The sequence below is a fragment of the Synechococcus elongatus PCC 11801 genome, assembly GCF_003846445.2.
Taxonomy (GTDB): domain Bacteria; phylum Cyanobacteriota; class Cyanobacteriia; order Synechococcales; family Synechococcaceae; genus Synechococcus; species Synechococcus elongatus_A.
In genome coordinates this window covers 2,430,031-2,442,779 of sequence record NZ_CP030139.2, presented here as the reverse complement: position 1 = coordinate 2,442,779, position 12,749 = coordinate 2,430,031, and the positions used below count along the sequence as shown (strand labels likewise).

Genomic DNA, 12,749 nt, shown 5'->3' with positions numbered 1-12,749 from the left:
GTCATTAGACAGACTTTTCCCCAGATCGAAGCAAAAGCCTAGTAGCAGGAGCGGAAGGCTCAGTAGCGAATTTGCAACGTCACGGCTGCATTCACCTCCTGATCGCCCCCAACGATCGGGACTGCAGGCGCACTATCTGCTACCGCACCCCGGAACTGAGCCACAGGGGTTGGAGTCGCGGCGTTATTGATCTGGATCGACTGAATGTCCTGGGCACTCAAACCCAGCGATCGCAAGACAATGTCAGCTTTTTGGCGAGCATCGGCCGCTGCTTCCCGCAGTGCAGCTGCTTGAGCTATGGCGACCTCAGCATCTGTGGCCACAAAGCGAATGCTATCGATGCGCGTACTGCCCGACTTGACTGCTGCATCAATGACTGAGCCAGCAGCAGTGCTGGGACTGCGGAAGCGCAGGCTGTAGGTTGCTGTAAAACCGTCAGGAATTTGCTGATTATCGCGATAGCGGTAGCGCGGACTGAGGTTAAGCCCTGTGGTTTCCAACTGTTCCACACGGCGATCGCGCAGCAGCTTGACCAGTGCATCAGCCCGTCGTGACACTTCGGCCTGGGCGGCTTCTGCCGTCGCAGCCTGAACTTCAACGCCCAAATTCACTTCTAATAGCTTGGCCGGAGCCGACTCTTGGCCCTGACCTGTCACCGTAATCAAGCGTTGGGGCGGGGGCTCTGTCAAAGCAGGGCTAGGGAAGACCAGCAAAGCTGCGGTGGTCAAGACTACCCATTGCCAAGGCCGTTGTTGACTCAACACCGATCTGAATTCCTACAGCGGTACAACCGTGATCTTGACGCTGACCAAGGAACAAACGTGCCAATGTATCCCAAGAATTTAGCGATCGCGCCGCGCCTCAACCGTTGCCCGTTGCCGTGCCAGCCACCAGCGACGGCCTAACCAGACCAACAGCAGAACTAAGAGCAGGGCAGCAACCCCTTTGGAGACGGGAGCAAGCCACTGCTCTACGAGGGCAAAGTTACGCCGTAGCTTGTAACCAGCCAGCGTCAGCAACAGGACCCAAATCGTGGTGCCGAGGGTGGAGTAGATCAAAAACTCTCGCAGCCGCATCCGCTCGAAGCCAGCAGGCAACGAGATCAAAGTACGAATGCCAGGAATCAACCGCCCCCAAAACACAATCTTGCGACCATGGCGGTTAAACCAACGCCGCGATCGCTGCAGTTCGTGAGGTCGAATGCCCAACCAGCGGCCATGGCGCTCAAGCCAGAGCAAAATCCGGTCTTCACCAAGCCAGCGGCCGAGGTAGTACCAAGGCAAGGCTCCAACCATCGTGCCGACAACGCCCGCCACGATCGCAGGTAGCAAAGCAATCTGCCCTTGCGCTGCGGAATACCCCGCCAAGGGCATGATTAGCTCCGAGGGAATCGGGGGAAAGAGGTTTTCCAGGAACATCAGTAGACCAATGCCCCAGTACCCCAAGCTGTCCATCGTCATATCGATCCAGCGATCCACGATGTTTCCCCCGATTAGATGGCCACAGGCTTAAACAGATATCGAACTCAGTCTAGGTGCCCGAGGTCCAGGAGTTGATATAGGTGGTTTGGTCGTCCGTCAGGCTATCGATCACAATGCCCATGGCCTGCAGCTTCAGCGTGGCAATCTGGCGATCGAGGTCTTCGGGAATCGAGTGGATACCCGGCTCCAACTGACCGCGATTACTCACCAAATGCTCAACCGCCAGCGCTTGGTTGGCAAAGCTCATATCCATGACCGCACTGGGGTGGCCCTCAGCGGCAGCCAAGTTGACCAGACGACCTTCACCCAGAACGATCACCGACTTGCCCGAAGCAAGGCGATATTCTTCAGTGAACGGACGCACCGTGCGCACGTCGCTCGACAGGGTTTTCAGACCAGCGATGTCGATTTCGATATCGAAGTGACCGCTGTTGCAAACGATCGCGCCATCTTTCATGGCAGCAAAATGCTCTTTGCGGATCACGTGCTTGTTACCGGTGACAGTCACAAACAAATCACCGAGGGGAGCTGCTTCTGCCATCGGCAGCACACGGAAGCCATCCATCACCGCTTCGATCGCTTTGACCGGATCGATTTCGGTAACGATCACATTGGCACCCATGCCAGCAGCTCGCATCGCCGTGCCTTTGCCGCACCAGCCATAGCCAGCCACCACGATCGTTTTGCCCGCCAACAGGATGTTGGTGGCACGAATGATGCCATCCAAGGTCGATTGGCCGGTGCCGTAGCGGTTGTCAAAGAAATGCTTGGTTTCCGCGTCGTTGACGTTCATAGCAGGGAAGGTCAACACACCGTCGCGCAGCATGGCACGCAGGCGCACAATTCCCGTCGTTGTCTCTTCGGTGGTGCCGATCACATCCGGTAGCTGTTGCGGCCGCTCTTGCACGAGGGTCGCCACCACATCGCAACCGTCGTCGATGATCACCTGCGGTTTGTGATCAAGGGCGATTTGCACGTGGCGGTGGTAGGTCTCGTTGTCTTCCCCTTTGATTGCAAAGACAGGAATGCCGTAGTCAGCTACCAAGCTGGCCGCCACATCGTCTTGGGTGGAGAGCGGGTTGCTGGCGATCAAGATTGCATCAGCGCCACCAGCCTTGAGGGCGATCGCCAAGTTGGCGGTTTCCGTGGTGACGTGGCAGCAGGCAACCAGCCGAATGCCGTCCAGAGGCTTCTCAGCCGCGAAGCGATCGCGGATCAGGCGGATGACGGGCATTTCCCGAGCCGCCCATTCAATCCGTTGCTTGCCCAACGGGGCAAGGCTTAAATCCTTGACTTCGTAACTAATGGGGGCGATCGTTGCTGCGGTCATACGTCCTGCAATCCTAGTGCGCGGCGACGCTCGGCACGGAGGCCAAGATCTCAATATCCCTTACACCTTATCAGCTCGGTTTCCGCGGGCTAGGCAGAGCTGCCAGAATCGGATTTAGTGAGAGGCCCTTCTATGCTGATTCTCGATCTGCAAGCAATTACAGACCTTCAATCTCAGCTCGCGGATTGGCCCGCTGCGGTGCGCGCACTGCAAGAGATTGCTGACTGTGATGGAGCAATTGAGGATGCAGCAATCAATCTCGCCCTACAGGCAGGATTGGAACCGAACACCAGCGATCGCTGGCTGGACGGTTTAACAAAACGCTATCGAGCCCAAATCTGCCGGAAATGGACCTCCGACCAGTCCCCTGCCCCGGAGGACCTGCGCTGGATTTTGGCCGCGCTGGAAGAAAGTAGTTGTCCCGACTTGTTGCGACTGCCTGTGGCTCTCTGGGTGCGATCGCAGGGACTCCACGACTTTTGTGACCCGCTGACTGAAAAGCTGCAATAGCACCTAGCAGCTCAGGAGGCGATCGCCTCACTCAGGTAGCTGGCTGTCGCTTCCACGGCCGCCACCGCGTTTTCGTAAAGCATTCGGGTTGGCCCGATCAGACTGACACTCCCGACGGGTTGCTGCTCGCGACAGTAGAACGCTGAGACCAGGCTACAGCCCCGAATTGGAGCCAGGGGTAGCTCTGAACCAATTCGCACCCGCACTTGATCCGCAGCTGGATCCGCCAGCATTAGGGGCAGCAACTGGGTTTGTTCCCCTTCCAGCAACTCCAACAGCGCCTGCACCTGCTGCAGTTCGTTGAATTCTGGCTGACGCAACAAATCAGCTAAGCCACAGACCAAGAGAGAGGTTGCTGGAGTCGGCTGCCAGCGCTTTTCCAGATCGTGCAAGCCCTGCTGCAGAATCAACGCCAGACTTTGCAGATCAGCCCCCAAGGCGTACCAATCCAAGCTGGCCAATGCTTGCAGCGATCGCCCTTGCAGTTCTTGGTTCAGGAAATTACTGAGCAGCAACAGTTGCCGTTCTAGTTGATCGGGGTCAAATTCCGGATCCAGTTCCGGCAGATGCAACACCGCCGACTGGGTTTCATAGTTATCGTTGACCACAATCAGCAAAACCTGACGCGGCGCGATCGCCACCAGTTGCAGATAGCGCACCTGAAATTCCAGCGCCAAGGGAAAGGTAATCAAGCTGAGATAGCCGCTAAGACTGGCCAAAATTTGGGCAGCCCCGCGCAGCAGGGCTTCGAGGCTTTGCCGACGATCGGGCAATTGCTGACTCAGTTGCTGCTCTGTTTGGCGTTGTAGGGCGCGATCGGGCTCCATCAACTGATCAACGTAGAGCCGATAGCCGCCTTCAGAAGGAACACGACCCGCTGAAGTGTGAGGTTGATAGAGCAACCCAGCTCGCTCCAAGACCCCCATCGCATTCCGAATCGTCGCAGCACTGACACTGAGGTCATACTGTTCTGCCAAAGCCTTGGATCCGACTGGCTCCGCCGTCCGCACATAGTGCCGCACCGTGGCGCTGAGGATGGTTTGTTGGCGAGCCGTAAGCCGAGAGACAAGCATGAAAGGCGATCGCAGAAGAACTCGGACGGAGTCGGAAAAAGCTAACTAGTGATCGATTTAGTAGAGCGGCACCCGTGCGTCGACCAGCCGACTGTAGGCATCAATGCCTCCCCGCAGGTTAACAACGTGCTCAAAGCCTTGGGTTAGCAACCACTGACACATCTGGGCCGAGCGCATCCCATGGTGGCAAAGCACGATCGTTTCTTTGCTGCGATCGAGTTCTTGACCAATGCGGTCGACCCATTCTGCATGGCGACTGAGGGAATAGACGCGGAATCCGGGCAACGACGCTAGCTCCACTTCTGCGGGCTCGCGCACATCAATCAGCTGCCAGTCCGGCGTTGGTTGGGCAGCCTGACGCTCCGCGAAGGTCTGGGGATCAATTTCAGTGAAGTCAGCCATGGCTTGTGCTCAGGAGCGGTCCAAAACAGGGACAAGAACCGGCGCGATCGCCCTGCCAGCGATATTCGAGGTTCGGTAACGAAGCGCTAGCACTCGTCGTAGTTTACCGAGAAGCCGGAGCCGGTCTGAAATAATTGAGGGCGACCTGCCGCCGCCGACCCTATGAAGCTGCGTACCTTCTACTTGGCGCTCACAGCCGTTGCCCTCAGTCTGCTGGCCAGTGGGCTAGGGCTGTTTGTCTGGCTGTGGAACGGTAGCCCCCTGCGTCTGCTCAATGGCAGCCGGATCAGCGAACCGGCAGCAGCGATGTTTGTGCCCAAGCAAGCACCGTTAATGACCTCGCTGCTGGTGGCACCCCAACGATTGCAGGCTCTCAGCCAAGTAGTGACGCCGACGCGCCAGCGATCGCAGGTCGATCAGGAATGGCAACAGCTTCAAGACGCCTTGCTGACTGGTTTCAAGGTCGATTTCGCCAACGACATTACCCCTTGGTTGGGCGACGAAGTCACCTTTGCCGTCACCAGTCTCGATCGCGATCGAGACAGCAGCAATGGCCGCCAACCCGGCTATCTGGTCGCCTTTTCAACAGAGGACAGTGAACTGGCGCGGCAAGCCCTGCAGCGCTTCTGGCAGGATCGGGCCGCCACGGGCACGCAACTGGTGTTCGAAAGCTACAAGGGCGTCAAGCTGATCTACGGCGACTCGGCCTTGGTGGGGCGACGGGTCAAACCCTTGGCTACCGCTGTCTTTGGCGATCGCTTTCTGTTAGCTGCCAACGATCCCAAGGTGCTGCGGGAAGCCATCAACAACGCCCAAGTGCCGGACCTCAACCTGCAGCGCTCCGAGTCCTATCAGCGCGCCCTCCAGAGCTTGCATCCCCGGCGGCTGGGTCTGCTCTATGCCGACCTCGACAACCTTGGGGACTGGCTAAATGAACGGGGGCTTAGCCGTAAGGCAGAAGACAGCGATCGCCCCAACCAATTCCAAGGGCTGACCCTGTCGCTGGCTCTCAACAAAGCTGGCATTTTGGCCGACACAGCCTTGATAGCCAAGGAGCCACTACCCAGCAGCACGCTTACCCAAGGCAATCGCCCGTCGGCTGCTCTGCGCTACCTACCGGCAGACAGTCGCTTTGCCCTCGGTTCCCATAACCTCGCGGGCGTCTGGCAAGAACTGCAACAGCGGTTTGGCGACTATCCGGCTTGGCAGGAACTGCAGCAACAACTGCTGGCCACGGTTCAGCAACAGCTGGGGTTAAACCTCCAAACTGACGTCATTGACTGGATTGACGGCGACTACGCCCTTGGCCAGAGCGGTGACGACTGGATCTTTGCGGTCGATCGCCGCCAGACTGCGGCCAGCAGCGGTATCGAACAGTTGGATGCGATCGCCAGCGATCGCGGCTACACCCCCACCAATATCGATCTCGACGGCCATGAAATTACGGCTTGGACACAACTGCGCACCGGCAGCAAGCGCCGGAACTTACAGATTCAAGCCACAGTACGGGGGGGACACGGTCGCGATGGGAACTTTGAAGTATTCGCCACCTCCATCGATCGCTTGGCCTCTGCCCTTGAGGGACGAGACAGTCTCCTGACTAGTCCTGAGTTTCGCCAAGCACAACAACAACTGCCCCAGCCCAACCAAGGCGTGCTCTACCTCGACTGGCAGGCCAGTGCCCTGCCCCTGACGCAACGATGGCCAGTGCTACAGCTGATTGCCTTGCCGCTGCAACCCCTGCTGGAGCATGTGCAGGCGATCGCGATCGCCAGTCCCACCCCGCCGGAAGACAGCTCTGACCTGCAACGGCTCTCAATCGAACTCCTGTTGCGGAGCTAAGAGATGGAACTGTACCTGATCCGCCATGGCATCGCCGCCGAACGGGGCACCTATGCCGACGATGACCAACGTCCTCTGACAGCAACGGGAGAACGTCGGAGTCAGCGCGTCGCGCAGCGACTGTTAGCCTTGGGGCTGCACTTCGATTTACTCCAAAGCAGTCCCTTGGTCCGGGCCCGGCAAACCGCCGTCATTCTTCAACAGGAGGGGCTGGCTTCCCAAGTCGCGATCGCCCCAGAGCTAGCTCCCGAGGGCAGCCTGACAGACTGGCTCCAGCGCTTACCCTCGTCTCTCCCATCCGATCAGCAATGGGCGATCGTGGGACATCAACCTGACCTCGGACTCTGGGCTGAACAGTTGGTCTGGGGTACAGCGCAGGACAAGCTGATCCTCAAGAAAGCCGGTCTGATCGGCCTGCAATTTGCCAGCAATCGCCCCACGATCGGGGCAGGGTCACTGTTTTGGCTAACGCCACCTCGGCTACTGCTCTAGCCACTTTTTTCACCAACTAGTCGACTGTCTCCGCCGACAAGAGAGGGCGGTTTCGTGCCTGTTGCGACGAAGATGCGCCGGTCGGGCTGATAGGGTATTCGGAAGAAAGACTGCATGGGGAAGCCCAGGATTGCTATGACTGCCGTCAGCGAGTTTCGGCCTGGCCTAGAAGGCGTGCCCGCCACACTCTCGAGCATTAGCTTTGTCGATGGCCAGCGTGGCGTCTTGGAATATCGCGGCATCAGCATTGAGCAGTTGGCACAGCAGGGTAGTTTTCTGGAAACGGCCTATCTGCTGATTTGGGGACATCTGCCTACCCAGCAGGAATTGACCGAGTTTGAGCACGAAATTCGCTACCACCGCCGCATCAAGTTCCGCATCCGGGACATGATGAAATGCTTCCCTGATAGCGGCCACCCGATGGATGCGCTGCAGGCCAGCGCCGCTGCTTTGGGACTGTTTTATTCACGGCGGGCTTTGGATGACCCCGAGTACATTCGCGCAGCGGTTGTACGTCTACTGGCCAAGATTCCGACGATGGTGGCGGCCTTCCAGCTGATCCGCAAAGGTAACGACCCCATTCAGCCCCGCGACGAGCTGGACTACGCCGCGAACTTCCTCTACATGCTGACGGAACGCGAGCCCGATCCCGTCGCTGCCCGCATTTTTGATATTTGTCTGACGCTCCATGCCGAGCACACCATCAACGCCTCGACCTTTTCAGCAATGGTCACGGCCTCGACCCTGACCGATCCCTACGCTGTAGTCGCTTCGGCTGTTGGCACCTTAGCCGGCCCACTCCATGGCGGGGCAAACGAAGAAGTGCTGGACATGCTGGAGGCGATCGGCTCTGTCGAGAATGTTGAGCCCTATCTTGACCACTGCATTGCCACCAAAACCCGAATCATGGGCTTTGGCCACCGCGTTTATAAAGTCAAAGATCCACGGGCAGTGATTCTGCAAAACCTAGCCGAGCAGCTGTTTGACCTGTTTGGCCACGACCCCTACTACGAAATCGCGGTCGCGGTCGAAAAAGCAGCAGCCGAGCGACTTAGCCACAAGGGCATTTACCCCAACGTCGATTTCTACTCCGGCTTGGTCTACCGCAAACTCGGCATTCCCAGCGACCTGTTCACGCCGGTCTTTGCGATCGCTCGGGTCGCTGGCTGGCTGGCGCACTGGAAAGAGCAGCTCAACGAAAACCGGATCTTCCGCCCCACTCAGATCTACACGGGTAGCCACAGCCTTGACTACACGCCAATTGAGGATCGCAGCAGCGATCCAGGCAGCTAGATCCTTCGCACCTAGGGCTTGAGATAGGCGACGGTCACACCGTTGCCACCATCGGCCTGGTCTGCAGCTTCAAACTTTGCGACGAGCGGATGTTCACGCAAAAACTGGTGAACACCGTGGCGCAACTTGCCCGTGCCATGGCCATGGATGATCCAGATCGGCCCGATCGCTTGGCGAAGTGCATCTTCGATCACGACTTCAGCTTCAGCGACCCGACTGCCCCGTACATCGAAGGTATTGCGATCGGTTCGAATCGCCGGCGCATCCTTGGGCGCGGGCGGCGGAGTCGTGGACTTGGGCGGTGGCGGGGGCAGGTCCACCTTTTCGCCTTGGAGCGATTCCACATCGCCGTAATGGACTGTCAGCTTGAGAATGCCGCAACGCACGGTCAATTCCTGCCGGTCCGGCGCGATCGCTAGGACTTCTCCGACTTTACCGAGCCGCGGAATCCGCAGGCGATCGCCCAACTGGGGCTGGAAACCGGGCGGCGGTGCAACGACGGTTGTCGTCGGTTGCGACAGCGACTTCAATGTTTCACTGGCCTGCCGCGCCCGCTCAGCTTTCGTTGATTTCGGGCCTTGTTGGAGGCGGCGCACCACCTTGGCAACCCGTTGCCGCGCCTGCTCAATTTCCGATTGGATTGCCACTTCCTGCTGCTGGCGTAGGCTTTGTTCCCGTTCCCGTAATTCTGCAGTCTTGGCTTGCAGTTCGGCGTGTAGCTTTTCGGTTTGTCGCAATAACTGGGCGGCGGCGGCAGCCTTCTCCTCTTGATCGCGCCGTTGCGCTTCCAGCCCTGCAATTACCGCATCAACATCGCGATCGCGGCCGCCTTCCAGTTGCGATCGCGCCTCAGCTACGACTGCTGATGATAGACCCAGTCGCTCGGCAATGATCAGCGCATTCGATCGCCCAGGGATGCCCCAGAGCAAGCGATAGGTGGGGGAAAGACTGCGATCGTCAAATTCGACTGAAGCATTTTCAAAGCGATCGTCCTGATACTTCAGCGCCTTCAGTTCGCCATAGTGCGTTGTGGCAATCGTTAGAGTCGCGTGATCGGCCAAGTAGCGCAGCAGCGCGATCGCCAGCGCACTGCCCTCGGAAGGATCAGTGCCTGCCCCAACTTCATCCAGCAGGACTAAACTAGCCCCTGCCGTCGGCAGCGCCTCCAGAATTCGGCCAATCCGCCGGATATGGCCTGAAAAGGTCGAAAGGCTTTGCTGGAGCGACTGCTCATCGCCAATATCGGTGAGGATGCGCTCAAACCAGGGCAACTCCACTGGCTCACGAGCAGGGACAAACAAGCCTGCCCGCGCCATCAAGCCCGCCAGACCTAAGCTCTTCAGCGTCACGGTTTTACCGCCGGTATTTGGCCCCGTGATCGCCACCACTTTAAGCGACGATTGCAACTGGAAATTGACGGGCACCACCGAACATTCGGGATCTTGGCGCTGTTGCCAGAGCAGCAAGGGATGGCGCAGTTGCCGCAGACAAATCGGCTCTCCACTGGCTGTAAAACGCGGTCGATTTGCTTCTAAATGCAGGCCGTAACGTGCCCGTGCCACTGCCAAATCCAAGGCTGTCGCGATCGCCAAAAGGGTCTCTAAATCAGCACTGACCGCTGCGATCGCTTCACTCAGACGCCGCCGCACCGCCTCCGACTCAACTTCCTCACGGCGCTGCAGTTGACGCAGTTGGTTATTCAGTTCAATGACACTGCGCGGCTCAATGTAGAGTGTTGAACCGCTGCTGGAGCTGTCGTGAACAATGCCGGGTACCGCCTCTTTCTGCCCCGCTTTGACCGGCAGCACATAGCGATCGCTGCGGCGGCTGATCACCAGCTCCTGAAAGAGATTGGACTGGTTGCGCAGCAGACGATTCAGGCGATCGAGAATTTGACTACGGACTTGGCGTTGCTGTTGGCGAATCCCCAGCAGCGCATCACTGGCGCGATCGGCAACTTCTCCCGAATCTTCAATGCAGAAATGAATCTGCTGCTCCAGCTCTGGATAGGTGCGTAGATCAGCAACGATCGCCTGCAGGGTGGGGGCCGCTTCTGCCGCATCGATCAGGCGGCGCAATTGCCGCATTGCAGCGAGGGTGGAGGCGATTTGCAGCAGCTCCTCTCCACTGAGCACTGCCTGTCGCTCCACGCGGGCGAGGGCTTCGCCAATATCAAACACCCCAGCAAAAGGCAGACCTTGGGGCAGCGTCAACTCCAACGCTTGGGCTTCCGCAGTCTGGGCTAACAGGTATTCACTCTCCGCCTGGCTGCTGGCCAACGGCAGCGATCGCGCTGCCCGCCGTGCCAAGGCTGTCGCCGCAAAACTGGCGACTTGGCTGCAGAGCAGCGGCCATTCAAGGAGGTCGAGCGCTTCCTGTTCAACGGGGAGCAAAGGAGCCACAGGTAACCGGAGAGATACCGACAAATTCTAGAACTTTGTCAGCGTTGACCTCGGGCGATCGCCTCTGCAGACGGCTTCTGTCCCTCCAGTTCGGGCCAGTAACAAACGGTTTGAGGACGGCCGATGCTGATGTTGGCGGCTTGTAGTGCCTGGTGGACGCGCCGCCGCAATTCACGCCCCACTTTCCACTGCATGAGCGGTTGAGTTTTGATCCAGACCTTAATCAGCAAACCTTGATGGGTGATGGCATCCACGCCAAGCACTTCTGGCGGCTCACAGATCAGAGCTTGCCACTCTGGCTCGGCATAAAGCTGCTCTGTAACCTGTTGCAGACAGGCCAAAACGCGATCGACATTATTTTCCCAACCCACTTCTAGATTGAAATCGACCCGAGACCAGGTGCGCGAAAGATTGCGGACTTGGGAAATGGTGCTGTTAGGAATCGTGATCAGCCCCCCTTCGGCATCGCGAATTTGGGTGACGCGCAGGTTCAGGGTTTCGACTAAGCCACCCTGACCATTGAGGTTAATCACGTCACCAACAGCGAATTGATCTTCGACCAAAATCAAACAACCGTTGACCAGGTCTTTGACCAAGCTCTGGGAGCCAAAGGAAATCGCCAAACCCAAAATGGCACTACCGGCGAGAACTGAGCTTGCGGGCAAGCCCAAGGTATTGAGCACAGCTAGCAGCACGGCAAACACGATCAGCACCGTCGCCAGCCCCTTGGAGGCACGAACAATCGTGGTAATCCGCAGATCGCGCCGCCGTTGATCGCCCTCAACAGCCAAAAGATTCGTGCGATCCCAAGCCTTGGCCGATCGCTCGATCAGCAAATGGGCAATGCGAATGGCGATACCGCTCGCAAACCAAAGACCCATTAGCCGAATCGGCACATTCAACCATTCGTCACGGAACTGGTCGAGTATCGGCGTGACGGTGATAATCCGGAAACTTGCCCAGTACCAAATCGCAATCAGCAGCCAGAACAGCAGCCAGCGCAAGCCTTGGTTCCAGCTCAACTGGCCTTCCAAACTGCCCGAATGACGCAAGCGATTGAGCAGCCGCGATCGCTGCAGCAGGAGCCGACTCACTGGCTCCGATTCAGCAGGCTCGGGGGGAGCTTCAGACTCGATCGCAGCAGCGGCAGCGGCCCGTTGCTGTGCTTCAAGTTGAGCAGCACGATAGTTTAACTCCCGCTGAATACCCCAAAAGATCAGGGTCGCGATCGCCGCAATCAGCAGAATCCGAGCCACCTCCCGAAGGGTCACAAACCACTGGCGCGGTGAGAGAACTTGGCGCGATCGTTCAATTGCCGCTTGGATCTGCGATCGCCATTGTTCAGCCAGCTCCGCTTGGCTCAAACCGTTGTATTCCGCATCCAAACTTGTGACCGTCACCAAACGGATCGGCTGGGACTGCCCATCGCTTAACAACAGAATCGGCTCACCATTGAGCTGCGACACCACGACCTGAATCCGGCCAGCATCCCGAAAGCGATCGAGGCCGCGATTGAGATTGGCACTGACTTGAGCGGCCCGTTGTTCAACACTGGCCTGCTGCTGGGCCGGATCGCTACGGTCATAGACGGTTGGGGCCGTCACCTCCACCAGCGGCGTTTGCAACAGCGGGAGCCGGACCGGTGCCACCTCAACATTGCCAAAACGCTTCACTTGAGACGGTGGATTGCTGGTAGATGGCAGGGTTGGGGCTATCTGGGCAGCCGTGGGCCAAGCGATCGCCAGCATGAGCCCCAAAGCACATAACCAGGCCCAGCGCACTCGTCGTCCCGTTCGATAGGGATACCCCTGCAAACTCACTGCTCTCCCTCGTAAAACAGACTCCATTCTGCAAGGGCAACCACTCAACCTGCAGCGGCAGGATAGATCAACCTTGCTTAAATGCTGGGTTAAAGCATCCAGGG

At 58.2% G+C, this 12,749-nt stretch carries 11 protein-coding genes; 4 read left to right on the top strand and 7 right to left on the bottom strand.

All coding sequences use genetic code 11. The annotated features are described in order from the left end of the window. Positions 1 to 59: 59 nt before the first annotated feature. The 3 genes from DOP62_RS12220 to ahcY all read right to left on the bottom strand — a co-directional run bounded on the left by DOP62_RS12220 (position 60) and on the right by ahcY (position 2,811). Positions 60 to 764 (bottom strand): SIMPL domain-containing protein, encoded by a 705-nt coding sequence (locus tag DOP62_RS12220; RefSeq protein WP_208674463.1) that lies wholly within the window; start codon positions 762 to 764, stop codon positions 60 to 62. Between the two features lie 78 nt (positions 765 to 842). Then, the gene (locus DOP62_RS12215) at positions 843 to 1,478 is read right to left on the bottom strand and encodes a DedA family protein (protein WP_208674465.1); all 636 of its coding nucleotides are present in this window, start codon (positions 1,476 to 1,478) and stop codon (positions 843 to 845) included. Between the two features lie 52 nt (positions 1,479 to 1,530). Then, positions 1,531 to 2,811: an adenosylhomocysteinase gene (gene ahcY / locus DOP62_RS12210; protein ID WP_208674467.1), complete on the bottom strand. Its 1,281-nt coding sequence runs from the start codon at positions 2,809 to 2,811 to the stop codon at positions 1,531 to 1,533. A gap of 132 nt (positions 2,812 to 2,943) precedes the next feature. On the opposite strand from ahcY, the gene DOP62_RS12205 reads away from it, so the two are divergent. Beyond that, a complete protein-coding gene (locus tag DOP62_RS12205; protein ID WP_208674469.1) occupies positions 2,944 to 3,321 on the top strand; it encodes a hypothetical protein in 378 nt (125 codons plus the stop codon). An 11-nt stretch (positions 3,322 to 3,332) separates the two neighbouring features. On the opposite strand, the gene hrcA is transcribed toward DOP62_RS12205, so the two are convergent. Further along, positions 3,333 to 4,394 carry a heat-inducible transcriptional repressor HrcA gene (gene hrcA / locus DOP62_RS12200; protein WP_208674471.1) on the bottom strand — a complete coding sequence of 354 codons (1,062 nt, stop codon included), beginning with the start codon at positions 4,392 to 4,394 and terminating at the stop codon, positions 3,333 to 3,335. A 57-nt stretch (positions 4,395 to 4,451) separates the two neighbouring features. Next, positions 4,452 to 4,796, bottom strand: a complete 345-nt coding sequence (locus tag DOP62_RS12195; protein ID WP_208674473.1) for a rhodanese-like domain-containing protein — start codon at positions 4,794 to 4,796, stop codon at positions 4,452 to 4,454. Between the two features lie 162 nt (positions 4,797 to 4,958). On the opposite strand from DOP62_RS12195, the gene DOP62_RS12190 reads away from it, so the two are divergent. From DOP62_RS12190 to DOP62_RS12180, 3 genes are all read left to right on the top strand, one after another. Beyond that, positions 4,959 to 6,638, top strand: coding sequence for a DUF3352 domain-containing protein (locus DOP62_RS12190; protein WP_208674475.1), 1,680 nt, complete (start codon positions 4,959 to 4,961; stop codon positions 6,636 to 6,638). 3 nt (positions 6,639 to 6,641) lie between these two features. Then, positions 6,642 to 7,130: a phosphohistidine phosphatase SixA gene (sixA, locus tag DOP62_RS12185; RefSeq protein ID WP_208674477.1), complete on the top strand. Its 489-nt coding sequence runs from the start codon at positions 6,642 to 6,644 to the stop codon at positions 7,128 to 7,130. A gap of 135 nt (positions 7,131 to 7,265) precedes the next feature. Beyond that, complete coding sequence (locus DOP62_RS12180) at positions 7,266 to 8,423, top strand: citrate synthase (protein WP_208674488.1); 1,158 nt, start codon at positions 7,266 to 7,268, stop codon at positions 8,421 to 8,423. 11 nt (positions 8,424 to 8,434) lie between these two features. Here the strand turns inward: DOP62_RS12180 and DOP62_RS12175 are convergent, their stop codons facing one another. Next, positions 8,435 to 10,825 carry an endonuclease MutS2 gene (locus DOP62_RS12175; protein WP_208674490.1) on the bottom strand — a complete coding sequence of 797 codons (2,391 nt, stop codon included), beginning with the start codon at positions 10,823 to 10,825 and terminating at the stop codon, positions 8,435 to 8,437. A gap of 38 nt (positions 10,826 to 10,863) precedes the next feature. Then, the gene (locus DOP62_RS12170; protein WP_261789889.1) at positions 10,864 to 12,645 is read right to left on the bottom strand and encodes a mechanosensitive ion channel family protein; all 1,782 of its coding nucleotides are present in this window, start codon (positions 12,643 to 12,645) and stop codon (positions 10,864 to 10,866) included. Between the last annotated feature and the right edge of the window lie 104 nt (positions 12,646 to 12,749).

What these genes read in the sequence shown, in the direction of transcription:
- ahcY (WP_208674467.1), bottom strand. Translation starts at nt 2,811, where the DNA reads ATGACCGCAGCAACGATCGCCCCCATTAGTTACGAAGTCAAGGATTTA.
- DOP62_RS12205 (WP_208674469.1), top strand. Translation starts at nt 2,944, where the DNA reads ATGCTGATTCTCGATCTGCAAGCAATTACAGACCTTCAATCTCAGCTC.
- hrcA (WP_208674471.1), bottom strand. Translation starts at nt 4,394, where the DNA reads ATGCTTGTCTCTCGGCTTACGGCTCGCCAACAAACCATCCTCAGCGCC.
- DOP62_RS12195 (WP_208674473.1), bottom strand. Translation starts at nt 4,796, where the DNA reads ATGGCTGACTTCACTGAAATTGATCCCCAGACCTTCGCGGAGCGTCAG.
- DOP62_RS12190 (WP_208674475.1), top strand. Translation starts at nt 4,959, where the DNA reads ATGAAGCTGCGTACCTTCTACTTGGCGCTCACAGCCGTTGCCCTCAGT.
- sixA (WP_208674477.1), top strand. Translation starts at nt 6,642, where the DNA reads ATGGAACTGTACCTGATCCGCCATGGCATCGCCGCCGAACGGGGCACC.
- DOP62_RS12180 (WP_208674488.1), top strand. Translation starts at nt 7,266, where the DNA reads ATGACTGCCGTCAGCGAGTTTCGGCCTGGCCTAGAAGGCGTGCCCGCC.